Genomic DNA, 24493 nt, shown 5'->3' on the forward strand with positions numbered 1-24493 from the left:
TACGTGTTCACTCTTTGAGACTTGGTATTCATTTATTGTCCGAAGACATTAAGAATCCATGTCACTTTGAGTGCCCACACAGATTGTCTGATAAATTGTTAAAGAGCAGTTGCGACGCGCTTTAGCGTTCTGTCGCGAGGTGGCGTATGTTACGCTTTCCTCTTTCAGAGTCAACCCTGATTTTCAGGATTTTTCTCTTCGTTGTGACGACCATCTTGTGAAGTGTTTCACTTTGTCGTCTCAACGGAGGCGCATTATAGGGATCCCATTTTTTTGCACAAGCCTTTTTTCGATCTTTTTTTTCGTTTGCTGCTTTTTCATCCCTTTCGCTCCATTCATGCGCAATGTGGCGGATTTTTGATAGCTAAAGCACTTGCGCAAGGCCGGAAATGCAACCAAAGTCATCATTACTGTTCTCTTTCCTTGAGGTAAACATGTCTGACGTATTACGTCCTTATAAGGATCTTTTCCCACAGACAGGCCAACGTGTGATGCTCGACAGCAGCAGCGTGATCATTGGCGACGTTCGCCTGGCGGACGATGTAGGGATCTGGCCGCTTGTCGCGATCCGTGGCGATGTAAATTACGTTGCGATCGGTGCGCGTACGAATATTCAGGATGGTAGCGTACTGCACGTCACGCACAAATCCGCCTCTAACCCTGAGGGCAATCCGCTCATTGTGGGGGAAGATGTGACGGTCGGGCATAAAGTGATGCTGCATGGCTGCATCATCGGCAACCGCGTCCTGGTCGGTATGGGATCGATTCTGCTGGATGGTGCGGTGATAGAAGATGACGTCATGATCGGGGCGGGAAGCCTGGTGCCACAAAACAAGCGTCTGGAGAGCGGCTATCTCTATTTGGGGAGTCCGGTCAAACAGATCCGGCCGCTAACCGAGGAGGAAAAAGCGGGGCTGCAATACTCCGCCAAAAACTATGTGAAATGGAAAGACGAATATCTCGCTCAGGATAACCAGACCCAACCGTGATCGTCTTCTTGCTGGGACTGGATCAGCGCTTCTGCTTCTTCTTCCAGATCCCAGCGATGTTCGCAAAAGCGGATCAGCCATTGTTCCGCCGTCTCACCACCAAAGCGATTCGCCAGCGTTTCTCCCTTAATTGCGCACATTAACTGCATACCATTAACCAGCACGGGAAAGCAGACCGCTTCTTTCTGCATGTTCCACTCTTCCCTGTCAGGGAAGTGGATAGCCTGGTTCATGCGGACAACTCCTGTTTGAGCCGCGCAATCACCGGTTCAATTTCCGGCAACACGCCGTGCCAGAGCAGAACGGCATGGGCCGCTTGCCCCACCAACATCCCCAGACCATCGGCATAACGTTTCGCCCCCTGGCGTTCACACCAGGAGAGAAACGGCGTATTGCCCTTTTGATAGAACATGTCGTAACAACATACAGACGGACGAATAAGCGATGCCGGGATCGCCGGGATCTCACCGCTGATACCGCTGGAGGTGGCATTGATGATCAGATCAAATTCATGCCCTTCCAGCTCATTAAGATCCAACGCCTGCACGCTGCCCGTATGCGCAAAAACTTGCGCCAGTTCTTCCGCTCGGGATGCAGTCCGGTTGACGATAGTCACCCCGCAATCCATAGAAAGCAGCGGTAACAGTACGCCACGCGAAGCCCCACCCGCACCAATCAGCAGGATACGCTGCCCCGGCAGGATAAATGACAGGCGTTCGAGATCGCTTAACAGACCGATGCCGTCCGTATTATCGCCAAGCAAACGACCATCTTCGAGCCGCTTGATAGTATTCACCGCACCAGCCAGCGCAGCACGCTCCGTGAGTTCATCGGCGCGGGCAAACGCCTCTTCTTTAAACGGCACCGTTACGTTCACCCCTTTACCGCCATCGGCAAAGAACGCGTTTAGGGTATTAATAAAATCATTTACAGGCGCCAGCACACGGCCATACGGATGCGCAATATGCAGCTGCTGCGCAAATTGCTGATGAATAAACGGCGATTTGCTGTGCGCGATTGGATTACCAAAAACAGCATAGGTTTCCATCATCTTACCCCTGTCGAAACAGCTCGCCCGTCAGGGCATCACGAATTTCCGAAGGATTCAAGCGGCCGCCGGTTTCTCCTGGCACCACCGGGAAGTCGGTACCAAACTGAGCGTGGACCTCCTCTACCGTACGACAAGGGGGTAATCCACTCAGGTTGGCGCTGGTTGAAACCAACGGTTTGCCATAAGCCTGGCACAAGGCGACCACCAGCGGATGATCCGTCACGCGCACGGCCAGTGAATCAAAGCGTCCCGTTAACCAGCGAGGCGTTGTCGGCAGCGCGGGGAAAACAAAAGTCACCGGACCTGGCCAACGCGCAAACACGGCATCACGCTGGGCATTGGTCAGCATACTGTCATCAACATACGGTTTGAGCTGTTCAAAACTGGCGGCGATCAAAATTAACCCTTTATCGACCGGACGCTGTTTTAAGGCCAACAGGCGATTAACGGCCACTTCGCTATCGGGATCGCACCCGACGCCAAAGACGGCTTCTGTTGGATAGGCGATGACATTTTCTTTATTCAGTACCTCTATCGCGTCTGCGACAGGGTCTGTTAGCAGGTTATTCTTCACTTGTTTGTTCCGCCGAAACCGGCTTTCCACATTGTTTACTGGCGCAAAAGTGCTTCACACCCTGCGCGGTTTTCTTTTCGATGAGTAGCGGATAATGGCACTCTGGGCACTCTCCGGCTAGCGGCTTGAAGTTAATGACAAACTGGCACTCCGGATAGCGATCGCAGGAGTGGAAGGTCTTGCCATAACGGGAACGCCGCTGGACCAGATGGCCCGTCTGGCATTGTGGGCAGGTAATTGCGGTTTCATCGGGCTTATCAATGAGCTCGGTATGCTCACATTCAGGATAGTTGCTGCAGCCGATAAACATGCCAAAACGCCCCTGGCGCAACACCAGTTCACCACCGCAGACAGGACAATGCTTTCCCTCCAGAACTTTGACGATATGTCCGTCCGCTGAGGATTTCAACGGACGGATGTAGTCACATTCCGGATAGTGCGAGCAGCCAAGAAACGGACCATGTTTCCCGGAGCGAATCACCAGTTCAGCCCCGCACTGTGGGCAGGGCTCATTCTTACGCACCGAAAACAGTGCTGATTTAGCCATAACAACTCATGCTGAATTAAGGTTGATTAATGCAGCATACCTTCATTCACTTCAAAGAGTAATTCTTCCATTTGCTGATATGCATTTTCACAACCCGGAATGTTGAACAAAACCATCAGGATGACCCACTTCAGGTCTTCCAGGTCGAATTCTGCAGTATCCAGCGCGAGCACACGTTCAATCACCATTTCTCGCGTTTCGAGGTTTAGCACCTGGATCTGTTCAAGGAATAACAGGAATCCCCGGCAACTGGCATCCAGTCGGTCACACTCTTCTGGGGTATAAATACGCACAGAGAGAGGATCGGAGGCAAGCTGCATCGGTTCGGCAAGTCCTTCCTGATAATCAGCAAGCTTTTCCAGCCACAGGAGCGCATTGTAGATGTCTTCACGATCAAAACCAGCGTCGGTAAGATCCCGTTCAAGTTTGTCCTGATCCACACGTAATTCAGCTTCATTGTGGATATATGTCTCAAACAAATACATTAGTACGTCGAACATGGCATGCCCTCCTCAATCGGACATAGCCGCCGGGTACAGCTGCGATCCATCCTGCTAACTCCAGTTCGAGTAGCTGAGCCACTACTTCTGGCACAGGTTGGCCGGCACGTTCAGCGACGACGTCAACAGGTGTTACCTCATCTCCTACGTTAGCCAGGAGCTCGGGAAATGGCAATGCTGCGTCTTCCTGATCTGGTGAATAAAGTGATTTTTCAGGCTCATCTGGCAGCCAATGCAAGCCATACTGCAAATTTTCCATGATTTCCTCTGGAGCCGTCACAAGTGTGGCTCCCTGCTGTACCAGCCAGTGCGGCCCTTCACTTCCGGGACTGCCGAGAGGCCCGGGTACGGCGAACACCTCTCGCCCTTGTTCCAGCGCACAGCGTGCAGTAACCAACGAGCCGCTGCGTAAGGCCGCTTCAACCACCAGAACGCCTTTACTCAGACCGCTGATAATACGGTTTCGGCGGGGAAAATTACGTGGTAAAGGAGGCATCAGTAGCGGAAATTCGGACACCAGCGCACCTCCCGTTTCCAGTAAAGCCTCGGCCATCCCGGCATGCCGGCGGGGATAGATGGACTGCAGACCATTTCCTAATACGGCAATGCTTTTCACCTTCGACTGGATCGCTGCCCGATGGGCGATGCCATCAATACCACGTGCCAAACCACTGGTAATGGTGATTTCCCAGCCCGCAAGCTTCTCACAGAACAACCGTCCCCATCGTTCGCCATACCAGGACGGGGTTCGGCTTCCCACCACGGCGAGTTGAAAATCATGGAGGCATTGCGAGGAGCCGGAGACCAAAAGCGCGCCGGGGTAATCTTCAATGGCACGAAGCTGAGCGGGATAATCTTCACTGTCTGCCAGTAATAAGTGGTGATGCGGTGGCTCAAGCCAGCGAAAGGTCTTTTCCAGTTCGTTTTGCGAAAAGGTAATAAAGCGAGTGGCCTGGGAGGGAGAAAAGCCCATACGCCGCAGGACAGCGGTATCAATATGCGGTTGTGCTATCAGCCCGTGAGCGACGCGCACCATCTCATCGCCGAACAACTCGTTCACGCCCATTAAACGTAGCCAAATTTCGGTACGGGTCATCCTTATCCCCCTGCCACAAGCAGTCTTAGCAATCTTTGCGATTGGTCACTGATGCTGTCAATCAGAGGGGGATTTGTCTAGAATAGAGGTAATAATCTTTCCAACTCCTGAACACAACTCTGGATAACTATGTCAGTTTTGCAAGTGTTACATATTCCGGACGAGCGTCTTCGCAAAGTCGCAAAACCGGTAGAAGAAGTGAATGCAGAAATTCAGCGTATCGTCGATGATATGTTCGAGACGATGTACGCAGAAGAAGGTATTGGCCTCGCGGCAACGCAGGTTGATATTCATCAGCGAATTATCGTCATTGACGTGTCAGAAAACCGCGACGAACGCCTGGTGCTAATTAACCCGGAACTGCTGGAAAAAGAAGGCGAAACCGGTATTGAAGAAGGTTGCCTGTCTATTCCGGAACAACGTGCTTTAGTGCCACGTGCCGAGAAAGTGAAAGTTCGCGCACTCGATCGTGAGGGTAAACCGTTTGAGCTGGAAGCCGACGGCCTGCTGGCTATCTGTATTCAGCACGAAATGGATCACCTGGTCGGTAAACTGTTTATCGATTATTTGTCGCCGCTGAAACAGCAACGTATTCGTCAGAAAGTTGAGAAACTCGACCGCCTGAACGCACGAGCTTAAGGACAAGAATCAACGTGTCAGACTCACTACGTATTATTTTCGCGGGTACACCTGACTTTGCAGCGCGTCATCTTGACGCGCTGTTGTCTTCTGGACATCACGTCGTCGGCGTGTTTACCCAACCGGACCGTCCGGCGGGGCGGGGTAAAAAACTGATGCCGAGCCCGGTGAAAGTCCTGGCGGAAGAAAAAGGCATTCCGGTTTTCCAACCTGTCTCCTTGCGCCCACAGGAAAACCAGCATCTGGTTTCTGACCTGAACGCAGACGTGATGGTCGTCGTAGCGTATGGCCTGATTCTACCGAAAGCCGTGCTGGAGATGCCGCGACTCGGCTGCATTAACGTGCATGGTTCCCTGCTGCCGCGCTGGCGTGGCGCGGCCCCCATTCAACGTTCGCTCTGGGCGGGCGATGCTGAAACGGGGGTTACCATTATGCAGATGGACGTCGGTCTGGATACAGGCGATATGCTCTACAAACTCGCCTGCCCCATCACCGCGCAGGACACCAGCGGCACGCTGTACGACAAGCTGGCGGATCTGGGCCCACAGGGTCTGATTGAAACGCTGAAGCAGCTAGCGGAAGGTCGTGCAAATCCGGAAGTACAGGACGAAGCGCAGGTTACCCATGCTGAGAAGCTCAGTAAAGAAGAAGCGCGCATCGACTGGTCACTTTCTGCGGCACAACTGGAACGCTGCATCCGCGCATTCAATCCCTGGCCAATGAGTTGGCTGGAAATTGATGGCCAGCCGGTAAAAGTCTGGCAGGCATCCGTGATAGACTCGCCGACGAAGGCAGAGCCCGGCACCATCCTTGAAGCCACAAAACAAGGCATTCAGGTCGCGACTGGCAACGGAATCCTGAACTTGCTCTCATTACAACCCGCCGGGAAAAAAGCGATGAGCGCCCAGGATCTGCTAAATTCACGTCGGGAATGGTTCATTCCTGGCAACCGTCTGGCCTGACGGTCACTTCTGATTACGCCCGGTGTTGCCGGGCCTTTTTATTTTTGCGGTTATGAATAAGAAACTTAACTTACGCAGTATGGCGGCGCAGGCCGTTGAACAGGTCGTCGAGCAAGGGCATTCACTGAGCAATGTCCTGCCGCCGCTACAACAAAAAGTCTCCGATAAAGACAAAGCACTATTACAAGAACTCTGTTTTGGGGTTCTGCGTACGTTGTCGCAACTCGACTGGTTGATCAACAAACTGATGTCCCGTCCGATGACGGGAAAACAGCGTACCGTGCACTACCTGATTATGGTGGGATTCTATCAATTACTGCATACCCGTATTCCTCCCCATGCTGCGCTGGCGGAGACGGTCGAAGGTGCAGTAGCGATAAAGCGCCCGCAGCTTAAAGGGCTGATAAACGGTGTCCTGCGCCAGTTTCAGCGTCAACAAGAAGAACTGCTGGCAGAATTCGCCAACAGCGAGGCGCGTTTTCTGCATCCTTCCTGGATGCTGAAACGCCTGCAAAAAGCGTATCCCACTCAATGGGAAGCCATTGTCGATGCCAACAATCAACGGCCACCGATGTGGTTACGCGTGAATCGCATACACCATTCGCGCGACAGCTGGCTGGCACTGCTCGAAGACGCCGGGATGAAAGGTTTCCCCCATCCTGACTATCCCGATGCCGTACGCCTGGAAACGCCGGCACCGGTTCATGCGCTACCGGGATTCGATGAAGGATGGGTCACCGTTCAGGATGCCTCCGCTCAGGGGTGCGTCGCCTTCCTTGCGCCGCAAAACGGCGAGCACATTTTAGATCTGTGTGCAGCGCCAGGCGGTAAAACTACCCACATCCTCGAAGCCGCCCCCGAAGCAGACGTGCTGGCAGTCGATGTGGATGAACAACGACTCTCCCGCGTTTATGACAACCTGAAACGTCTCGGGATGAAAGCAACGGTCAAACAGGGTGATGGGCGTTATCCTGCTCAGTGGTGTGGTGAACAGCAGTTTGATCGCATACTGTTAGATGCGCCCTGTTCCGCAACCGGGGTTATCCGTCGCCATCCAGATATCAAATGGCTACGCCGCGATCGCGATATTGCAGAACTGGCAAAGCTACAGGCTGAAATTCTCGATGCCGTCTGGCCACATTTGAAATCTGGCGGCACGCTGGTGTATGCCACTTGTTCAGTGTTACCGGAAGAGAACAGCCAGCAGGTTCGCGCCTTCTTACAGCGTACGACGGACGCCACGCTTAGCGAGACAGGAACGCCTGAGGCGCCGGGTCTACAAAATCTGCCGGGTGCAGAAGACGGTGACGGCTTCTTTTACGCTAAGCTAATCAAAAAGTGATGGGATAACGGGTCGCGACTGATGAAAATAATCATTCTGGGCGCAGGACAAGTGGGGGGAACGCTGGCAGAGAACCTGGTCGGCGAGAACAACGACATCACTGTGGTCGATACCAACGGTGAACGTCTGCGCAGCCTGCAGGACAAGTTCGATCTGCGTGTCGTTCAGGGGCATGGTTCACACCCACGCGTGTTGCGCGAAGCCGGTGCGGATGATGCGGATATGCTGGTTGCCGTGACCAGCTCCGATGAAACGAATATGGTTGCCTGCCAGGTGGCCTATTCGCTGTTCAACACGCCAAACCGAATCGCCCGTATCCGCTCCCCTGATTATGTTCGTGATGCGGACAAACTGTTCCACTCAGAAGCCGTCCCTATCGATCATCTGATCGCGCCCGAGCAGCTCGTCATCGACAGTATTTATCGACTGATCGAGTATCCAGGCGCGTTACAGGTCGTCAACTTTGCGGAAGGTAAAGTGAGCCTGGCAGTGGTAAAAGCCTATTATGGTGGCCCACTGATCGGCAACGCACTCTCAACGATGCGGGAACATATGCCGCATATCGATACCCGCGTTGCGGCGATTTTCCGTCATGACAGACCGATTCGCCCGCAGGGCTCCACCATTGTGGAAGCGGGTGACGAAGTCTTCTTTATTGCCGCCTCCCAACACATTCGTGCGGTGATGAGCGAGTTGCAACGTCTCGAAAAACCTTACAAGCGCATCATGCTGGTTGGCGGCGGTAACATAGGGGCCGGTCTGGCGCGTCGTCTTGAGAAAGATTACAGTGTGAAATTGATCGAACGCGATCAACAGCGCGCTGCCGAACTGGCTGAAAAACTGCAGAATACGATCGTCTTCTTTGGCGACGCCTCGGATCAGGAGTTGCTGGCTGAAGAACATATCGATCAGGTCGATCTGTTCATTGCCGTCACCAACGACGATGAAGCTAACATTATGTCAGCAATGTTGGCCAAGCGAATGGGGGCGAAGAAGGTAATGGTCCTGATTCAACGTCGCGCGTATGTCGACCTCGTCCAGGGTAGCGTCATTGATATTGCGATCTCTCCTCAGCAGGCGACAATCTCCGCTCTCCTCAGCCATGTGCGAAAAGCAGATATCGTTGGTGTCTCTTCATTGCGTCGTGGTGCCGCGGAAGCTATTGAAGCCGTCGCTCACGGCGATGAAAGTACTTCGCGCGTTGTGGGTCGGGTTATAGACGAGATCAAGCTGCCGCCGGGTACGATTATTGGTGCCGTAGTGCGTGGTAACGATGTGATGATTGCCAATGATAACTTACGCATCGAACAAGGCGATCACGTCATTATGTTCCTGACGGATAAAAAGTTTATTACCGACGTCGAACGCTTATTCCAGCCAAGTCCTTTCTTCCTTTAACTTTGAAGGGTGCATTATTCGCACCCTTTTAAATCCCCTGAGTTATCAAGGCTTAATTAGCACTATTAATCTGAATACTTAAATGGAAAATGCCTTAACATTTGTTAAACTTATTAACGTCAGCTGCATAGGGAGAATATAATGAGCATTATTAAAGAGTTTCGCGAATTTGCGATGCGCGGGAATGTTGTCGATTTGGCGGTGGGTGTCATTATCGGTGCGGCATTCGGTAAAATTGTATCGTCACTGGTTGCCGATATCATTATGCCGCCGCTGGGTTTGCTAATTGGCGGGATCGATTTTAAACAGTTTGCCGTGACGCTGCGCGATGCGCAGGGAGATATCCCTGCCGTTGTGATGCATTATGGTGTGTTTATTCAGAACATTTTCGACTTTGTGATTGTGGCATTTGCTATTTTCATGGCAATTAAGCTCATTAACAAACTCAATCGTAAGAAAGAAGAACCGGCTGCTGCACCTGCGCCAACGAAAGAGGAAGTCTTGCTCACTGAGATCCGTGACCTGCTCAAAGAACAGAATAGTCGTTCTTAACAGACCACAGAAAGCAGAAGGCCAGTGGTAAAAAAGTGATTCACTTTCTTGCCACTGGCCTCCCAGTTACCCCGATTACCGTGTTTCCCTTTGCGTAAATAACTCCCTTTGCCTTTCCTGTTCTTTTCAACACGCTGTCTGAATAGTGGGTCATGTAATAATGCCTCAATGGCATTGTCCTTTATCTGCCCTTTCGTATGCTGATAACGACTCATAATAGCTCCAGTTTGTGGTTTAACGGCGGGAGTGTAGTCCCACCAGTCTGATAAATCAACAGCCCGACTTCACTCCACTGGCACCCTGCTCCAGGGCTTCAAGGATTGAGCAGTACACGCTGCTGTGCGCAGTACCGCAGCAGGCATCGTTCAGACGCTGTAATGAACGCTGCATACTTTGCAGTTCGGCAATACGCGCTTCGACTTCTTTCAGTCTGTCCTGCACGATCCCTTTTGACTCCTGACAGGTATGATGTTCGGGATCAATGCGGATCGACAATAACTCACGGATCGACTCAAGGGTAAATCCGAGCTGCCGGGCATAGCGGATGAACTTAAGCCGCTGAAGATCCTTTTCCGTATATAACCGGAATCCCCCTTCCGTGCGCACCTCATGTTCCATCATCTGCTGCTTTTCATAATAGCGGATCGTATCAGGGGTTACTTCCGCCAGCTTTGCTAACTCACCAATGCGATACATGCCCACGTCCTTAATTATCGTTAATCTTATGCAGCAATTTATCTGCGTACTCACCGCGTAAAAATTCAGTGCTTAGGCCAGCCTGCCGCAGCTTCAGTTCCAGAAGTGACAAACGCCGGCTCACTTCCTGATACTGAGGATCATCCTGCCTAAGGCCTTTCAGCAGATCCAGTAACTGGATGGCTTCTTTTCGCTGCTCCAGCTCGGGCGGCAGACAGCCGGCATTTTTCAGTAAGCGATAACCTGCCCGCAGCTCAACAGGCACATGTGAATCATCATCCAGAACCAGCCGCTCGCCAGTACCATGAAGATTCTCGAATTCACCTTTTCTCTGTGCATCAGTGATATGGCGCTCTGCCCACTGGTCCAGTAACCACATAGAAGACTCCAGGGGATGAACAAAAAGAGTACAGATATTGTAGATAAGTGGGGGTACTGCGGATATAAAAAAACCCGCCGGAGCGGGTTTCTTTACGTTACTACAGATTACTCTGCAGCAGCTTCTGCTTTCGACTCAGAGCGATCAACCAGCTCGATGTAAGCCATCGGCGCGTTGTCGCCTGCACGGAAGCCACACTTCAGAATGCGAGTGTAACCACCGGCGCGGCTCGCAAAACGCGGGCCCAGCTCGTTAAACAGTTTTGCCACGATCTCGTTATCACGAGTGCGGGCGAATGCCAGACGACGATTAGCTACGCTATCAGTCTTGGCAAGAGTAATCAGCGGCTCAACTACGCGACGCAGCTCTTTCGCTTTAGGCAGGGTCGTCTTGATGATTTCATGACGAACCAGTGAACCTGCCATGTTGCGGAACATAGCCTGGCGATGGCTGCTGTTGCGGTTCAGTTGACGACCACTCTTACGATGGCGCATGACCTTATCCTTCTCAGTAAAACCTTAACCTGTGATCCGGTTACTCGTCAGCGATGCTTGCCGGTGGCCAGTTTTCCAGGCGCATGCCCAGAGACAGTCCACGGGAAGCCAGCACGTCTTTAATCTCAGTAAGAGATTTTTTACCAAGGTTAGGCGTCTTAAGAAGCTCAACCTCAGTACGCTGTACCAGATCACCGATATAGTGGATAGCTTCTGCTTTAAGGCAGTTAGCAGAGCGGACAGTCAATTCCAGATCGTCAACAGGGCGCAGCAGGATCGGATCGAATTCTGGTTTCTCTTCTTTCACTTCCGGCTGACGTACATCACGTAAGTCAACGAAAGCTTCCAGTTGTTCAGCCAGAATGGTCGCCGCACGACGAATCGCCTCTTCAGGATCGATTGTGCCGTTGGTTTCCATTTCGATGACCAGCTTGTCCAGGTCGGTACGCTGTTCTACACGCGCTGCTTCAACATTGTAGGCAATACGCTCTACAGGGCTGTAGCATGCGTCGACTAGCAGACGGCCGATTGGGCGCTCATCTTCTTCCGAATGAATTCGGGTAGAAGCCGGCACATAACCACGACCGCGCTGAACTTTGATACGCATGCTAATAGACGCGTTCTCATCGGTCAGGTGGCAGATCACGTGCTGCGGCTTGACGATTTCGACATCCCCATCATGGGTAATGTCGGCTGCAGTCACAGGGCCAATGCCAGATTTATTCAAGGTAAGAATAACTTCATCTTTACCCTGAACTCTCACCGCCAGCCCTTTCAGGTTGAGCAGGATTTCCAGGATATCTTCCTGAACGCCTTCTTTGGTGCTGTACTCATGTAGTACACCATCAATCTCAACCTCGGTCACCGCGCAACCCGGCATCGATGAGAGCAGAATACGGCGCAGTGCGTTACCCAGAGTATGGCCGAAGCCACGCTCTAAAGGCTCAAGGGTCACCTTGGCGTGCGTCGAACTCACTTGCTCGATATCTACCAGGCGCGGTTTTAGAAACTCTGTCACAGAACCCTGCATTGTGTCCTCTCTTTGGTACTAAGCTTTACTTGGAGTAAAGCTCGACGATCAGGTGTTCGTTAATGTCCGCAGACAGATCAGAACGCTCAGGCTTACGCTTGTACGTACCTTCCATCTTGCCAGCATCAACTTCCAGCCAGGTTGGCTTTTCACGCTGCTCAGCCAGCTCCAGAGCGGCTTTCACGCGAGACTGCTTCTTCGCTTTCTCACGAATGCTAACAACGTCATTCGGACTAACCTGATAAGAAGCGATGTTAACAACACGACCGTTTACCATAATCGCTTTATGACTAACCAGCTGACGTGCTTCTGCACGAGTGGCGCCGAAGCCCATACGGTATACAACGTTGTCCAGACGACCTTCCAGCAGAGCCAACAGGTTTTCACCGGTGTTGCCTTTCAGACGTGCTGCTTCTTTGTAGTAGTTACGGAACTGACGCTCCAGCACACCGTAGATACGGCGAACTTTTTGCTTTTCACGCAACTGCACACCATAGTCAGACAGACGCGGTTTACGCGCACCGTGCTGGCCAGGAGCTTGTTCAATTTTACACTTGGTATCGATCGCGCGAACGCCAGACTTAAGGAATAAGTCGGTGCCCTCACGACGGCTCAGCTTGAGCTTAGGACCCAAATATCTTGCCATTTTCTTTCTCCAACAAACCTGGAAAACGAAGCGTTATACGCGGCGTTTTTTCGGCGGACGACAACCGTTATGAGGGATCGGAGTCACATCAGTAATATTAGTGATGCGGAAACCAGCGGCGTTCAGAGCACGAATAGTAGATTCGCGGCCTGGACCCGGACCTTTAACCATAACTTCCAGATTCTTGATACCGTATTCTTTTACGGCGTCAGCGCAACGCTCTGCTGCAACCTGAGCTGCGAACGGAGTAGATTTGCGAGAACCACGGAAACCGGAACCACCGGCTGTTGCCCAACCCAGCGCGTTACCCTGACGATCAGTGATAGTCACGATGGTGTTGTTGAAAGAAGCATGGATATGAGCCACGCCGTCAGAGACTTGTTTTCTTACACGTTTACGTGCACGAATTGGTGCCTTTGCCATTATTCAATCACCCCGATTATTTCTTGATCGGTTTGCGCGGACCCTTACGGGTACGTGCGTTGGTCTTAGTACGCTGACCGCGCACTGGCAGACCACGACGATGACGCAAACCGCGATAGCAACCAAGATCCATCAGGCGCTTGATGCTCATGCTGATTTCACGGCGCAGATCACCTTCAACGACAAATTTGGCAACTTCGTCACGCAGCGTGTCGATTTGTCCTTCAGACAGCTCACTGATCTTAACATTTTCAGCGATACCCGCTGAAGCCAGAATGGCTTTAGAACGGGTCTTACCGATGCCGTAGATCGACGTTAACGCGATCACTGCATGTTTTTGATCAGGAATGTTAATGCCTGCTATACGGGCCACTATGCACTCCTACTATTTAATATGTACGCACCATGCTGAAAAGCCCGTTTTCAGGATACTCAAATGGAAACGTACAGACATACAAAAGATTGGCTGGCTAATCTAGCCAGCTCAACCCAACTTTGCAAGAAAAATATGCGAATAAATCAGCCTTGGCGCTGTTTATGCTTCGGCTCGGCACTGCAAATCACACGGATGACACCATCACGCTTAACGATTTTGCAGTTACGGCATAATTTCTTGACGGAAGCACGAACTTTCATTTTTACTCTCCGTAACTTCTCGGGCGACCAATTATCGGCCGTAGCCTTTCAGGTTCGCCTTCTTCAATGCAGACTCGTACTGACTAGACATCATCAGAGTTTGCACTTGAGCCATAAAGTCCATAATCACGACAACAACGATAAGCAGTGAGGTCCCACCGAAGTAGAACGGTACTTTCATTGCATCACGCATGAACTCCGGGATCAGGCAGATAAAGGTAATGTAGAGCGCACCAACCAAAGTCAGGCGGGTCATTACTTTATCGATATACTTCGCCGTTTGCTCTCCCGGACGAATCCCTGGTACAAATGCACCGGACTTCTTCAGGTTATCTGCTGTTTCACGCGGGTTGAAGACCAACGCCGTGTAGAAGAAACAGAAGAAGATGATTGCAGACGCATAGAGTAACACATAAAGCGGTTGCCCAGGCTGCAAATACAGCGAAATTGTTGTCAGCCAGTTCCAACCAGTACCGCCCCCGAACCATGACGCGATGGTTGCCGGGAACAGAATAATACTGGAAGCGAAGATTGCCGGGATTACCCCCGCCATATTCACTTTCAGCGGTAAATGTGTGCTCTGTGCAGCATAGACACGACGACCCTGCTGACGTTTCGCGTAGTTTACCACAATGCGGCGTTGACCACGCTCAACAAATACAACAAAGAACGTCACTGCAAATACTAATACTGCAACCAACAGCAACACGAGGAAGTGCAGGTCGCCTTGACGCGCTTGCTCGATAGTATGGGCAATGGCTGGCGGGAGTCCCGCGACAATACCGGCGAAGATAATGATCGAGATACCGTTACCGATACCACGTTCAGTAATCTGTTCGCCCAACCACATCAGGAACATTGTCCCTGTGACCAGACTAACAACAGCGGTGAAATAGAATGCAAAGCCTGGGTTCATAACCAGACCTTGCATACCAGGCATATTCGGCAGACCGGTAGCAATACCGATCGACTGGAATATTGCCAGCACCAGAGTACCGTAGCGGGTGTACTGGCTGATCTTACGACGACCAGACTCCCCTTCTTTCTTGATTTCCGCTAACGTTGGGTGAACCACCGTCAGCAGCTGGATAATAATTGATGCCGAAATGTACGGCATAATACCCAGGGCAAAGATAGAAGCACGGCTGAGAGCACCACCAGAGAACATGTTAAACATTTCAATGATGGTGCCTCGCTGTTGCTCAAGCAGTTTGGCAAGGACAGCGGCATCAATACCAGGGATCGGAATGAAAGAGCCAATACGGAACACAATAAGCGCACCGATAACAAACAGCAGTCTGCGTTTCAGCTCGCCTAAGCCACCTTTGGCACTTTGAAAATCTAATCCCGGTTGTTTAGCCATCTGCTACTTATTCCTCGATTTTACCGCCAGCAGCTTCGATAGCAGCACGAGCGCCTTTAGTAACACGCAGACCACGAACAGTTACCGGAGTAGTGACTTCACCAGCCAGGATCACTTTCGCGAACTCGATCTGGATACCGATAATGTTAGCCGCTTTCAGCGTGTTCAGGTCTACAACACCGCCTTCTACTTTAGCCAGGTCAGACAGACGAACTTCGGCTGTAATCGCTGCTTTACGAGAAGTGAAGCCGAATTTCGGCAGACGACGATACAGAGGCATCTGGCCGCCCTCGAAACCGCGACGTACGCCACCGCCAGAACGAGACTTCTGACCTTTGTGACCACGACCACCGGTTTTACCGAGGCCAGAACCGATACCACGACCCAGGCGTTTACCCGCCTTTTTGGAGCCTTCGGCCGGAGACAGAGTATTTAAACGCATCTCTTACTCCTCAACTTTAACCATGAAGGAAACCGCGTTGACCATACCACGAACAGCAGGAGTATCCTCGCGCTCTACGGTGTGACCAATACGACGCAGACCCAGGCCAAGCAGCGTTGCCTTGTGTTTCGGCAGACGACCGATTGCACTGCGGGTTTGAGTAATTTTAATAGTCTTTGCCATGGTTTATTTCCCCAGAATTTCTTCAACGGATTTACCACGCTTGGCAGCGACCATTTCTGGAGAATTCATATTTTCCAGGCCATCAATAGTTGCACGAACCACGTTGATCGGGTTGGTGGAACCATATGCTTTAGCCAGAACGTTATGAACCCCAGCAACTTCCAGAACGGCGCGCATTGCACCACCGGCGATGATACCGGTACCTTCGGAAGCTGGCTGCATGAATACACGAGACCCCGTGTGAACACCTTTAACCGGGTGTTGCAGGGTGCCGTTGTTCAGCGCGACGTTAATCATATTGCGACGGGCTTTTTCCATCGCTTTCTGGATCGCTGCTGGAACTTCACGCGCTTTACCGTAACCAAAACCAACGCGACCGTTACCATCGCCTACTACAGTCAGAGCTGTGAAGGAGAAAATACGACCACCTTTTACGGTTTTAGATACGCGGTTTACCGCGATCAGCTTTTCCTGCAGTTCGCCAGCTTGTTTTTCGATGTGAGCCATCTTACACCTCTACCTTAGAACTGAAGGCCAGCTTCACGGGCAGCATCTGCCAGTGCCTGGACACGACCATGATATTGGAACCCGGAACGGTCAAAGGACACATCTTTGATGCCTTTTTCCAGAGCGCGTTCAGCGACAGCTTTACCCACAGCTGCAGCCGCGTCTTTGTTACCGGTGTACTTCAGTTGTTCAGCGATAGCTTTTTCTACAGTAGAAGCAGCTACCAGAACTTCAGAACCGTTCGGTGCAATTACCTGTGCGTAAATATGACGCGGGGTACGATGTACCACCAGGCGAGTTGCGCCCAGCTCTTTGAGCTTGCGGCGTGCGCGGGTCGCACGACGGATACGAGCAGATTTCTTATCCATAGTGTTACCTTACTTCTTCTTAGCCTCTTTGGTACGCACGACTTCGTCGGCGTAACGAACACCCTTGCCTTTGTAAGGCTCAGGACGACGGTAGGCACGCAGATCTGCTGCAACCTGGCCGATTACCTGCTTATCAGCGCCTTTCAGCACGATTTCAGTTTGAGTCGGACATTCTGCAGTAATCCCTGCCGGCAGTTGATGGTCAACTGGATGCGAGAAACCTAAAGACAGGTTTACTACGTTCCCTTTAACCGCTGCACGATAACCTACACCAACCAGCTGCAGCTTCTTAGTGAAGCCTTCGGTAACACCGATAACCATTGAGTTCAGCAGGGCACGCGCGGTACCAGCCTGAGCCCAACCGTCTACGTAACCATCACGCGGACCGAAGGTCAGTGCATTATCTGCATGTTTAACTTCAACAGCATCGTTGAGAGTACGAGTCAGCTCGCCGTTTTTACCTTTGATCGTAATAACCTGACCGTTGATTTTTACATCAACGCCGGCAGGAACAACGACCGGTGCTTTAGCAACACGAGACATTTTTTCCTCCGATTAGGCTACGTAGCAGATAATTTCGCCACCAAGACCAGCCTGGCGCGCTGCACGATCAGTCATAACACCTTTAGAGGTAGAAACAACCGCGATACCCAGACCCGCCATAACTTTCGGCAGCTCATCTTTACGTTTGTAGATGCGCAGACCTGGGCGACTGACACGCTGAATGCTTTCTACAACAGCTTTACCCTGGAAATACTTAAGAGTCAGTTCCAGTTCCGGCTTGGTGTCGCCTTCAACTTTAAAATCTTCAATAAAACCTTCTTCCTTCAGCACGTTGGCAATTGCCACTTTCAGCTTGGAGGAAGGCATGGTGACCGCAGCTTTGTTCGCGGCCTGACCGTTACGGATACGGGTCAGCATATCCGCGATCGGATCTTGCATGCTCATCTGTCTTTACTCCCGTGATTCAATTGGTGACAATTACCAGCTAGCCTTTTTCAAGCCTGGTACTTCACCGCGCATTGCGGCTTCACGTAACTTGATACGGCTCAACCCGAACTTGCCCACATAACCATGTGGACGACCTGTTTGACGGCAGCGGTTACGCTGACGAGACGGGCTGGAATCACGCGGCAGAGACTGCAGCTTAAGAACAGCGTTCCAACGATCTTCGTCGGAAGCGTTCACATCAGAGATGATCGCTTTCAGTTCAGCGCGTTTCGCGAAGTATTTATCAGCTAAAGCTACGCGTTTTACTTCGCGTGCTTTCATTGATTGCTTAGCCATTCAGTAACCCTACCTTACTTGCGGAACGGGAAGTCAAAGGCAGCCAGCAGAGCACGGCCTTCTTCGTCAGATTTCGCAGTAGTGGTAATGGTAATATCCAAACCACGAACGCGGTCGACTTTATCGTAGTCGATTTCTGGGAAGATGATCTGCTCACGGACACCCATGCTGTAGTTACCACGACCATCGAATGACTTAGCGGACAAGCCACGGAAGTCACGGATACGCGGTACAGCAATAGTGATCAGGCGCTCAAAGAACTCCCACATGCGTTCGCCACGCAGAGTTACTTTACAGCCGATCGGATAGCCCTGACGGATTTTGAAGCCTGCAACAGATTTGCGTGCTTTGGTGATCAACGGTTTTTGACCGGAGATTGCTGTCAGGTCAGCTGCTGCGTTATCCAGCAGTTTCTTGTCAGCGATCGCTTCACCAACACCCATGTTCAGGGTGATCTTCTCGACCCGAGGGACTTGCATGACAGAATTGTAGTTAAACTCAGTCATGAGTTTATTAACTACTTCGTCTTTGTAGTAATCATGCAGTTTCGCCATCGTACTACTCCAAATTACTTGATAGTTTCGCTGTTAGACTTGAAGAAACGGACTTTTTTGCCGTCTTCGAATCTAAAGCCTACACGGTCAGCCTTGCCGGTTGCCGCATTGAAGAGTGCAATGTTAGAGATCTGAATAGCTGCTTCTTTCTCTACAATGCCGCCTGGTTGGTTCAGAGCCGGAACCGGCTTCTGGTGTTTCTTAACCAGGTTGATACCTTCAACGATGACCTTGCCGGAAGACAAGACATTCTTAACTTTACCGCGTTTACCTTTATCTTTACCGGTTAACACGATAACTTCGTCATCACGACGGATTTTCGCTGCCATGATTCGCTCCTTAGAGTACTTCTGGTGCCAGAGAGATAATTTTCATGAACTTCTCATTACGAAGTTCACGAGTTACCGGCCCAAAAATACGCGTACCGATAGGTTGCTCGCTGTTATTGTTTAAAATAACGCATGCATTACCATCGAAGCGAATGACAGAACCGTCCGGGCGACGAACACCCTTCTTGGTGCGCACCACTACCGCCTTCAGCACATCACCTTTTTTGACCTTACCACGCGGAATTGCTTCTTTGATGGTGATCTTGATGATGTCGCCTACGCCTGCGTAGCGACGGTGCGAGCCACCCAGAACCTTGATACACATTACGCGACGTGCACCGGAGTTGTCGGCGACGTTCAGCATAGTCTGTTCTTGGATCATTTTAGTGCTCCGCTAATGTCAACTACTACTGAGACCCGAAATCAGGTCGTTAAAAAAGCCCCATATCTAGGGCGCGGCATTATAACACCGCTCTCAGGATATGGGTAGAAAAAATAAACGGCCCATCGCTGAGCCGTTTATTCGTTGAGAACGCGTACTGTATTACAGAACCGCTTTCTCTACAACGCGAACCAGCGTCCAGGACTTAGTCTTGGACAGCGGACGGCATTCACGGATTTCAACCTTGTCGCCGATACCGCATTCGTTGTTCTCGTCATGTACGTGCAGTTTGGTCGTACGCTTAATGAATTTACCGTAGATCGGGTGTTTCACAAAACGTTCGATAGCAACAACAATGGATTTCTCCATTTTGTCGCTAACAACGCGACCTTGCAGAGTACGGATTTTATCGGTCATTACGCACCCGCCTTCTCAGTCAGTAAAGTCTTAACGCGTGCGACATCACGACGCACTTGCTTCAACAGGTGAGACTGTTGCAGCTGGCCACTTGCAGCCTGCATACGCAGGTTGAACTGCTCACGCAGCAGGTTCAGCAGCTCGGTGTTCAGCTCTTCAACACTCTTCTCACGCAGCTCTTTTGCTTTCATTACATCACCGTCTTAGTTACAAAGGTGGTTTTAATCGGCAGTTTCGCTGCTGCCAGCTTGAATGCTTCACGGGCCAGCTCTTCCGGTACGCCGTCCATTTCATACAGGACTTTACCCGGCTGAATCAAGGCAACCCAATACTCCACGTTACCTTTACCTTTACCCATACGCACTGCCAGCGGCTTTTCAGTGATCGGTTTGTCCGGGAATACGCGGATCCAGATCTTACCTTGACGCTTAACTGCACGGGTCATAGCACGACGTGCTGCTTCGATCTGACGGGCAGTCAGACGACCACGGCCAACAGCTTTCAGACCGAAGCTGCCGAAGCTAACATCCGCGCCAGCAGCCAGACCGCGGTTACGGCCTTTGTGCATTTTACGGAATTTTGTACGCTTTGGTTGTAACATCAGCGACGCTCCTTATTTACGGCCTTTACGCTGCTGCTTTTTAGGTTGAGCAGCCGGTTTTTCCGGTTGTTCAACAGCAGCCATACCACCCAGGATCTCGCCTTTGAAGATCCATACCTTAACGCCGATTACACCGTAAGTGGTGTGCGCTTCAGAGGTGTTGTAGTCGATGTCAGCACGCAGAGTGTGCAGCGGTACGCGACCTTCGCGGTACCATTCGGTACGTGCGATTTCCGCGCCGCCCAGACGGCCGCTAACTTCAACTTTAATCCCTTTAGCGCCCAGACGCATTGCGTTCTGTACAGCACGCTTCATCGCACGACGGAACATAACGCGACGTTCCAGCTGTGAAGTGATGCTGTCAGCAACCAGTTTTGCGTCCAGTTCAGGCTTACGAACTTCGGCGATATTGATCTGTGCAGGAACGCCAGCGATATCCGCTACGACCTTACGCAGTTTTTCTACGTCTTCGCCTTTCTTACCGATAACGATGCCCGGACGAGCAGTGTGAATAGTCACACGGATGCTCTTAGCCGGACGCTCGATAACGATACGAGATACAGACGCTTTAGCCAGTTCCTTAGTCAGGTACTGACGTACTTTAAAATCGCTGTCCAGGTTGTCAGCGAATTCTTTGGTGTTCGCAAACCAGGTAGAGTTCCATGGTTTTACAATACCCAGGCGAATACCATTAGGATGTACTTTCTGACCCATTGCTAGTCTCCAGAGTCTCAGCGATCGGACACAACCACAGTAATGTGGCTGGTGCGCTTCAGGATGCGATCTGCACGACCTTTTGCACGCGGCATAATGCGCTTCATGCTCGGGCCTTCGTCTACGAAAATTTTCGTAACTTTCAGATCGTCAATGTCAGCGCCATCGTTGTGTTCAGCGTTAGCAATGGCAGATTCCAGTACCTTCTTGACCAGTACAGCCGCTTTCTTATTGGTGTAGGTCAGAATATCCAGAGCCTGCGACACTTTCTTACCGCGAATCAGGTCAGCAACAAGGCGAACCTTCTGAGCAGAAGAACGAGCATGGCGATGTTTAGCGATAGTTTCCATCTCTTCCTCCTACCTTATTTCTTCTTCGCTTTTTTATCAGCAGCGTGGCCGCGATAAGTACGAGTCGGTGCGAATTCACCCAGTTTGTGACCGACCATTTCATCGGTTACGAATACTGGAACGTGCTGACGACCATTATGGACAGCGATGGTCAAACCGATCATGTTAGGAAAGATCGTTGAACGACGGGACCAAGTGCGCAGGGGCTTCTTGTCTCCGCTTTCCACCGCTTTCTCTACCTTCTTCAGCAAGTGCAGGTCAATAAAAGGACCTTTCTTGAGAGAACGTGGCATGGCTTATCCTCTAAAATTATTTGCTACGGCGACGTACGATGAATTTATCAGTACGCTTGTTGCTGCGGGTCTTCTTACCTTTGGTCTGAACGCCCCACGGAGTTACCGGGTGCTTACCAAAGTTACGACCTTCACCACCACCATGTGGGTGGTCGACTGGGTTCATCGCGGTACCGCGAACGGTCGGACGAACACCACGCCAGCGTGCAGCACCTGCTTTACCCAGAACGCGCAGCATATGCTCAGCATTGCCAACTTCGCCCAGAGTTGCACGGCAGTCTGCTTCGACTTTACGCATTTCACCAGAACGCAGACGCAGGGTGACATAAGCACCATCACGAGCAACGATCTGAACGTAAGTACCAGCGGAACGTGCCAGCTGACCGCCTTTTCCTGGTTTCATTTCTACGTTATGAACGGTAGAACCAACCGGGATATTGCGCATCGGCAGGGTGTTGCCTGGTTTGATTGCAGCATCAACGCCAGATTGGATCTGGTCGCCAGCTTTCAGGCCTTTAGGGGCCAGGATGTAACGGCGCTCACCGTCTTTGTACAGAACCAGCGCGATGTTCGCGGAACGGTTCGGATCGTACTCAAGACGTTCAACAACTGCCGGGATACCATCTTTGTTGCGTTTGAAGTCAACAATACGGTACGCCTGCTTGTGGCCACCACCGATATGACGAGTGGTGATACGGCCATTGTTGTTACGACCACCGGATTTGCTGTTTTTTTCCAGCAACGGAGCAAAAGGTTTGCCCTTGTGCAGCTCAGGGTTAACCACTTTAACGACGTGGCGACGACCCGGAGATGTCGGTTTACATTTAACAACTGCCATTGTATTACTCCTCCGACTTACTCAGCGCCGCCAACGAAGTCCAGATTCTGGCCTTCTTTCAGGGTGACGTAAGCTTTTTTCCAGTCGCTACGACGACCGATACGCTGTCCGTGACGTTTAACTTTCCCTTTAACTACCAGGGTGTTAACGACTTCGACTTCGACTTCAAACAGTTTCTGCACAGCAGCTTTGATCTCTGCTTTGGTCGCGTCTTTAGCAACTTTGAGAACGATGGTGTTAGTTTTTTCCATCGCAGTAGACGCTTTTTCAGAAACGTGCGGTGCACGCAGCACCTTCAGCAGACGTTCTTCACGAATCATGCCAGCATCTCCTCAACTTGCTTAACAGCATCAGCAGTCATTACGACTTTGTCGAAGGCGATCAGGCTAACCGGGTCGATACCCGTTGCATCGCGAACGTCAACCTTGTGCAGGTTACGTGCTGCGAGGAACAGATTTTCGTCCAGCTCACCGGTGATGATCAACACATCTTCCAGAGCCATGTCTTTCAGTTTCTGTGCCAGCAGCTTAGTTTTAGGCGCTTCAACAGAGAACTTCTCGACAACGATCAGACGATCCTGACGTACCAGTTCGGACAGAATGCTTTTCAGCGCGCCGCGGTACATCTTCTTGTTAACTTTTTGACTGTGGTCCTGCGGGCGAGCAGCGAAGGTCACGCCACCGGAACGCCAGATCGGGCTCTTGATAGAACCTGAACGCGCACGGCCGGTACCTTTCTGGCGCCACGGCTTTTTGCCGGAACCAGTTACTTCAGCACGAGTCTTCTGAGCACGAGTACCCTGACGAGCACCAGCTGCATAAGCAACAACAACCTGGTGAACCAGCGCTTCGTTGAAATCACGACCGAAGGTAGTTTCGGAAACAGTCAGCGCGCTCTGCGCGTCTTTCAATACTAATTCCATTGCTATCCCCTTACGCCTTCACAGCTGGTTTAACGATCAGGTCGCTACCGGTTGCACCCGGGACAGCACCTTTAACCAGCAGCAGGTTGCGCTCAGCGTCAACACGTACTACGTCCAGGCTCTGAACGGTTACACGTTCGTTACCCAGCTGACCTGCCATCTTCTTGCCTTTGAACACTTTGCCCGGAGTCTGGTTCTGACCGATAGAACCCGGAACGCGGTGAGACAAGGAGTTACCGTGAGTCGCGTCCTGGGTACGGAAGTTCCAGCGCTTAACGGTACCAGCGAAACCTTTACCTTTAGAGGTGCCAGTTACGTCAACTTTTTTAACTTCAGCAAACAGTTCTACGCTGATGCTCTGACCAACGGTGAATTCTTCACCTTCAGCCAGACGGAACTCCCACAGGCCGCGGCCAGCTTCAACGCCAGCTTTAGCGAAATGGCCAGCTTCCGGCTTGGTTACACGGTTAGCTTTTTTAGCACCGGTGGTAACCTGAACAGCACGATAGCCATCGTTAGCCAGGTCTTTAACCTGAGTAACACGGTTTGCTTCAACTTCGATTACGGTTACTGGGATAGAGACGCCATCTTCAGTGAAGATGCGGGTCATACCCACTTTTTTACCGACTAAACCAATCATTGTATCAACCTCTCAATCGCTCGATGACCTGATTAACCCAGGCTGATCTGCACGTCTACACCGGCAGCCAGGTCCAGACGCATCAGAGCATCAACGGTTTTCTCGGTTGGCTCAACGATGTCAACCAGACGCTTGTGAGTGCGGATTTCGTACTGATCGCGCGCGTCTTTGTTAACGTGCGGAGAGATCAGAACGGTGAAGCGCTCTTTGCGGGTCGGCAGCGGGATCGGACCACGGACTTGCGCACCAGTGCGCTTAGCAGTCTCGACGATTTCCGCGGTTGATTGATCGATCAGACGATGATCAAACGCTTTAAGGCGGATACGGATTCTTTGGTTCTGCATGAGAC

44 protein-coding genes are annotated in these 24493 nt (G+C 51.4%); 6 read left to right on the forward strand and 38 right to left on the reverse strand.

Annotated elements, in window-relative coordinates; all coding sequences use genetic code 11:
- Window positions 1-240 precede the first annotated feature (240 nt).
- Window positions 241-408 carry a hypothetical protein gene (locus QQZ17_RS15850; RefSeq protein WP_178824669.1) on the reverse strand — a complete coding sequence of 56 codons (168 nt, stop codon included), beginning with the start codon at window positions 406-408 and terminating at the stop codon, window positions 241-243.
- Between the two features lie 26 nt (window positions 409-434).
- On the opposite strand from QQZ17_RS15850, the gene QQZ17_RS15855 reads away from it, so the two are divergent.
- On the forward strand, window positions 435-989 hold the full coding sequence (locus tag QQZ17_RS15855; RefSeq protein WP_152400191.1) for a gamma carbonic anhydrase family protein: 555 nt from the start codon (window positions 435-437) through the stop codon (window positions 987-989).
- Here the strand turns inward: QQZ17_RS15855 and QQZ17_RS15860 are convergent.
- From QQZ17_RS15860 to dprA, 6 genes are read right to left on the reverse strand one after another with little or no spacing between them, the layout of a single operon-like run.
- Entirely contained in the window at window positions 965-1222 is a 258-nt protein-coding gene (locus QQZ17_RS15860) for a DUF1488 domain-containing protein (RefSeq protein WP_152400193.1), read from the reverse strand. The genes QQZ17_RS15855 and QQZ17_RS15860 overlap by 25 nt on opposite strands.
- Window positions 1219-2037 (reverse strand): shikimate dehydrogenase, encoded by an 819-nt coding sequence (gene aroE, locus QQZ17_RS15865; protein WP_152406210.1) that lies wholly within the window; start codon window positions 2035-2037, stop codon window positions 1219-1221. The genes QQZ17_RS15860 and aroE overlap by 4 nt, the downstream gene beginning before the upstream one ends.
- Window positions 2038-2041: 4 nt before the next feature.
- The gene (gene tsaC / locus QQZ17_RS15870) at window positions 2042-2614 is read right to left on the reverse strand and encodes an L-threonylcarbamoyladenylate synthase type 1 TsaC (protein WP_152400196.1); all 573 of its coding nucleotides are present in this window, start codon (window positions 2612-2614) and stop codon (window positions 2042-2044) included.
- Window positions 2604-3161 carry a DNA topoisomerase family protein gene (locus QQZ17_RS15875; protein ID WP_152400197.1) on the reverse strand — a complete coding sequence of 186 codons (558 nt, stop codon included), beginning with the start codon at window positions 3159-3161 and terminating at the stop codon, window positions 2604-2606. The genes tsaC and QQZ17_RS15875 overlap by 11 nt, the downstream gene beginning before the upstream one ends.
- Window positions 3162-3187: 26 nt before the next feature.
- On the reverse strand, window positions 3188-3661 hold the full coding sequence (smg, locus tag QQZ17_RS15880) for a DUF494 family protein Smg (RefSeq protein WP_012908442.1): 474 nt from the start codon (window positions 3659-3661) through the stop codon (window positions 3188-3190).
- Entirely contained in the window at window positions 3633-4757 is a 1125-nt protein-coding gene (gene dprA, locus QQZ17_RS15885) for a DNA-protecting protein DprA (RefSeq protein WP_152400199.1), read from the reverse strand. Before dprA ends, smg begins: the two co-directional genes overlap by 29 nt.
- 129 nt (window positions 4758-4886) lie before the next feature.
- Here dprA and def point away from each other — a divergent pair, with 129 nt between their 5' ends.
- The 5 genes from def (at window position 4887) to mscL (ending at window position 9650) form a co-directional block, all read left to right on the forward strand.
- On the forward strand, window positions 4887-5396 hold the full coding sequence (gene def / locus QQZ17_RS15890) for a peptide deformylase (RefSeq protein ID WP_042326273.1): 510 nt from the start codon (window positions 4887-4889) through the stop codon (window positions 5394-5396).
- A 14-nt stretch (window positions 5397-5410) separates the two neighbouring features.
- Complete coding sequence (fmt, locus tag QQZ17_RS15895) at window positions 5411-6358, forward strand: methionyl-tRNA formyltransferase (RefSeq protein ID WP_152400201.1); 948 nt, start codon at window positions 5411-5413, stop codon at window positions 6356-6358.
- Between the two features lie 52 nt (window positions 6359-6410).
- A complete protein-coding gene (gene rsmB, locus QQZ17_RS15900; protein ID WP_152400203.1) occupies window positions 6411-7700 on the forward strand; it encodes a 16S rRNA (cytosine(967)-C(5))-methyltransferase RsmB in 1290 nt (429 codons plus the stop codon).
- A gap of 21 nt (window positions 7701-7721) precedes the next feature.
- Window positions 7722-9098 carry a Trk system potassium transporter TrkA gene (trkA, locus tag QQZ17_RS15905; protein ID WP_284554143.1) on the forward strand — a complete coding sequence of 459 codons (1377 nt, stop codon included), beginning with the start codon at window positions 7722-7724 and terminating at the stop codon, window positions 9096-9098.
- A 141-nt stretch (window positions 9099-9239) separates the two neighbouring features.
- Window positions 9240-9650 carry a large-conductance mechanosensitive channel protein MscL gene (mscL, locus tag QQZ17_RS15910; RefSeq protein ID WP_152400205.1) on the forward strand — a complete coding sequence of 137 codons (411 nt, stop codon included), beginning with the start codon at window positions 9240-9242 and terminating at the stop codon, window positions 9648-9650.
- Here mscL and arfA read toward each other — a convergent pair.
- From arfA to rpsJ, 31 genes are all read right to left on the reverse strand, one after another.
- Window positions 9647-9865 (reverse strand): alternative ribosome-rescue factor ArfA, encoded by a 219-nt coding sequence (gene arfA, locus QQZ17_RS15915; RefSeq protein WP_152400208.1) that lies wholly within the window; start codon window positions 9863-9865, stop codon window positions 9647-9649. The two genes, mscL and arfA, sit on opposite strands and share 4 nt — an antisense overlap.
- 55 nt (window positions 9866-9920) lie before the next feature.
- Window positions 9921-10346, reverse strand: a complete 426-nt coding sequence (gene zntR, locus QQZ17_RS15920; RefSeq protein ID WP_152400210.1) for a Zn(2+)-responsive transcriptional regulator — start codon at window positions 10344-10346, stop codon at window positions 9921-9923.
- A 10-nt stretch (window positions 10347-10356) separates the two neighbouring features.
- Window positions 10357-10725 (reverse strand): DnaJ family domain-containing protein, encoded by a 369-nt coding sequence (locus tag QQZ17_RS15925; RefSeq protein ID WP_152400212.1) that lies wholly within the window; start codon window positions 10723-10725, stop codon window positions 10357-10359.
- A 107-nt stretch (window positions 10726-10832) separates the two neighbouring features.
- A complete protein-coding gene (rplQ, locus tag QQZ17_RS15930) occupies window positions 10833-11219 on the reverse strand; it encodes a 50S ribosomal protein L17 (RefSeq protein ID WP_001216372.1) in 387 nt (128 codons plus the stop codon).
- A gap of 40 nt (window positions 11220-11259) precedes the next feature.
- Window positions 11260-12249 carry a DNA-directed RNA polymerase subunit alpha gene (locus tag QQZ17_RS15935; RefSeq protein ID WP_001162094.1) on the reverse strand — a complete coding sequence of 330 codons (990 nt, stop codon included), beginning with the start codon at window positions 12247-12249 and terminating at the stop codon, window positions 11260-11262.
- Window positions 12250-12274: 25 nt separating this feature from the next.
- Window positions 12275-12895, reverse strand: a complete 621-nt coding sequence (gene rpsD, locus QQZ17_RS15940; protein ID WP_000135226.1) for a 30S ribosomal protein S4 — start codon at window positions 12893-12895, stop codon at window positions 12275-12277.
- 33 nt (window positions 12896-12928) lie between these two features.
- Window positions 12929-13318: a 30S ribosomal protein S11 gene (rpsK, locus tag QQZ17_RS15945; protein ID WP_001029684.1), complete on the reverse strand. Its 390-nt coding sequence runs from the start codon at window positions 13316-13318 to the stop codon at window positions 12929-12931.
- Window positions 13319-13334: 16 nt separating this feature from the next.
- Window positions 13335-13691, reverse strand: a complete 357-nt coding sequence (rpsM, locus tag QQZ17_RS15950; protein ID WP_046490351.1) for a 30S ribosomal protein S13 — start codon at window positions 13689-13691, stop codon at window positions 13335-13337.
- A 146-nt stretch (window positions 13692-13837) separates the two neighbouring features.
- Complete coding sequence (gene rpmJ, locus QQZ17_RS15955) at window positions 13838-13954, reverse strand: 50S ribosomal protein L36 (protein WP_000868187.1); 117 nt, start codon at window positions 13952-13954, stop codon at window positions 13838-13840.
- A 31-nt stretch (window positions 13955-13985) separates the two neighbouring features.
- Window positions 13986-15317: a preprotein translocase subunit SecY gene (gene secY / locus QQZ17_RS15960; RefSeq protein ID WP_001118864.1), complete on the reverse strand. Its 1332-nt coding sequence runs from the start codon at window positions 15315-15317 to the stop codon at window positions 13986-13988.
- A 7-nt stretch (window positions 15318-15324) separates the two neighbouring features.
- Entirely contained in the window at window positions 15325-15759 is a 435-nt protein-coding gene (rplO, locus tag QQZ17_RS15965; protein WP_001238917.1) for a 50S ribosomal protein L15, read from the reverse strand.
- Between the two features lie 3 nt (window positions 15760-15762).
- The gene (gene rpmD / locus QQZ17_RS15970) at window positions 15763-15942 is read right to left on the reverse strand and encodes a 50S ribosomal protein L30 (protein WP_001140434.1); all 180 of its coding nucleotides are present in this window, start codon (window positions 15940-15942) and stop codon (window positions 15763-15765) included.
- 3 nt (window positions 15943-15945) lie between these two features.
- Window positions 15946-16449 (reverse strand): 30S ribosomal protein S5, encoded by a 504-nt coding sequence (gene rpsE / locus QQZ17_RS15975; RefSeq protein ID WP_000940121.1) that lies wholly within the window; start codon window positions 16447-16449, stop codon window positions 15946-15948.
- A gap of 14 nt (window positions 16450-16463) precedes the next feature.
- Window positions 16464-16817: a 50S ribosomal protein L18 gene (rplR, locus tag QQZ17_RS15980; protein WP_000358956.1), complete on the reverse strand. Its 354-nt coding sequence runs from the start codon at window positions 16815-16817 to the stop codon at window positions 16464-16466.
- Between the two features lie 9 nt (window positions 16818-16826).
- Window positions 16827-17360, reverse strand: coding sequence for a 50S ribosomal protein L6 (gene rplF / locus QQZ17_RS15985; RefSeq protein WP_012135817.1), 534 nt, complete (start codon window positions 17358-17360; stop codon window positions 16827-16829).
- A 12-nt stretch (window positions 17361-17372) separates the two neighbouring features.
- Entirely contained in the window at window positions 17373-17765 is a 393-nt protein-coding gene (rpsH, locus tag QQZ17_RS15990; protein WP_000062611.1) for a 30S ribosomal protein S8, read from the reverse strand.
- A gap of 33 nt (window positions 17766-17798) precedes the next feature.
- Window positions 17799-18104 (reverse strand): 30S ribosomal protein S14, encoded by a 306-nt coding sequence (gene rpsN / locus QQZ17_RS15995; RefSeq protein WP_001118929.1) that lies wholly within the window; start codon window positions 18102-18104, stop codon window positions 17799-17801.
- A gap of 14 nt (window positions 18105-18118) precedes the next feature.
- Complete coding sequence (rplE, locus tag QQZ17_RS16000) at window positions 18119-18658, reverse strand: 50S ribosomal protein L5 (protein ID WP_001096206.1); 540 nt, start codon at window positions 18656-18658, stop codon at window positions 18119-18121.
- A 14-nt stretch (window positions 18659-18672) separates the two neighbouring features.
- Window positions 18673-18987, reverse strand: a complete 315-nt coding sequence (rplX, locus tag QQZ17_RS16005) for a 50S ribosomal protein L24 (protein ID WP_035894981.1) — start codon at window positions 18985-18987, stop codon at window positions 18673-18675.
- Window positions 18988-18997: 10 nt separating this feature from the next.
- Window positions 18998-19369: a 50S ribosomal protein L14 gene (gene rplN, locus QQZ17_RS16010; protein WP_000613954.1), complete on the reverse strand. Its 372-nt coding sequence runs from the start codon at window positions 19367-19369 to the stop codon at window positions 18998-19000.
- Window positions 19370-19531: 162 nt separating this feature from the next.
- The gene (gene rpsQ / locus QQZ17_RS16015; RefSeq protein WP_002438707.1) at window positions 19532-19786 is read right to left on the reverse strand and encodes a 30S ribosomal protein S17; all 255 of its coding nucleotides are present in this window, start codon (window positions 19784-19786) and stop codon (window positions 19532-19534) included.
- Window positions 19786-19977 (reverse strand): 50S ribosomal protein L29, encoded by a 192-nt coding sequence (gene rpmC, locus QQZ17_RS16020; RefSeq protein ID WP_000644742.1) that lies wholly within the window; start codon window positions 19975-19977, stop codon window positions 19786-19788. Before rpmC ends, rpsQ begins: the two co-directional genes overlap by 1 nt.
- Entirely contained in the window at window positions 19977-20387 is a 411-nt protein-coding gene (rplP, locus tag QQZ17_RS16025; RefSeq protein ID WP_000941208.1) for a 50S ribosomal protein L16, read from the reverse strand. The genes rpmC and rplP overlap by 1 nt, the downstream gene beginning before the upstream one ends.
- Before the next feature lie 12 nt (window positions 20388-20399).
- A complete protein-coding gene (rpsC, locus tag QQZ17_RS16030; RefSeq protein ID WP_000529945.1) occupies window positions 20400-21101 on the reverse strand; it encodes a 30S ribosomal protein S3 in 702 nt (233 codons plus the stop codon).
- A gap of 17 nt (window positions 21102-21118) precedes the next feature.
- Window positions 21119-21451: a 50S ribosomal protein L22 gene (gene rplV, locus QQZ17_RS16035; RefSeq protein WP_000447529.1), complete on the reverse strand. Its 333-nt coding sequence runs from the start codon at window positions 21449-21451 to the stop codon at window positions 21119-21121.
- 14 nt (window positions 21452-21465) lie between these two features.
- Entirely contained in the window at window positions 21466-21744 is a 279-nt protein-coding gene (gene rpsS, locus QQZ17_RS16040) for a 30S ribosomal protein S19 (protein ID WP_001138117.1), read from the reverse strand.
- Between the two features lie 16 nt (window positions 21745-21760).
- On the reverse strand, window positions 21761-22582 hold the full coding sequence (gene rplB / locus QQZ17_RS16045; protein WP_000301864.1) for a 50S ribosomal protein L2: 822 nt from the start codon (window positions 22580-22582) through the stop codon (window positions 21761-21763).
- A gap of 17 nt (window positions 22583-22599) precedes the next feature.
- The gene (gene rplW / locus QQZ17_RS16050) at window positions 22600-22902 is read right to left on the reverse strand and encodes a 50S ribosomal protein L23 (protein ID WP_000617546.1); all 303 of its coding nucleotides are present in this window, start codon (window positions 22900-22902) and stop codon (window positions 22600-22602) included.
- The gene (gene rplD / locus QQZ17_RS16055) at window positions 22899-23504 is read right to left on the reverse strand and encodes a 50S ribosomal protein L4 (protein WP_000424395.1); all 606 of its coding nucleotides are present in this window, start codon (window positions 23502-23504) and stop codon (window positions 22899-22901) included. The genes rplW and rplD overlap by 4 nt, the downstream gene beginning before the upstream one ends.
- Window positions 23505-23514: 10 nt before the next feature.
- The gene (gene rplC, locus QQZ17_RS16060; protein ID WP_042326256.1) at window positions 23515-24144 is read right to left on the reverse strand and encodes a 50S ribosomal protein L3; all 630 of its coding nucleotides are present in this window, start codon (window positions 24142-24144) and stop codon (window positions 23515-23517) included.
- 32 nt (window positions 24145-24176) lie between these two features.
- On the reverse strand, window positions 24177-24488 hold the full coding sequence (rpsJ, locus tag QQZ17_RS16065; protein ID WP_001181005.1) for a 30S ribosomal protein S10: 312 nt from the start codon (window positions 24486-24488) through the stop codon (window positions 24177-24179).
- Window positions 24489-24493: the final 5 nt, after the last annotated feature.

The organism is Citrobacter sp. T1.2D-1, assembly GCF_950098555.1.
Lineage (GTDB): Bacteria > Pseudomonadota > Gammaproteobacteria > Enterobacterales > Enterobacteriaceae > Citrobacter_A > Citrobacter_A telavivensis.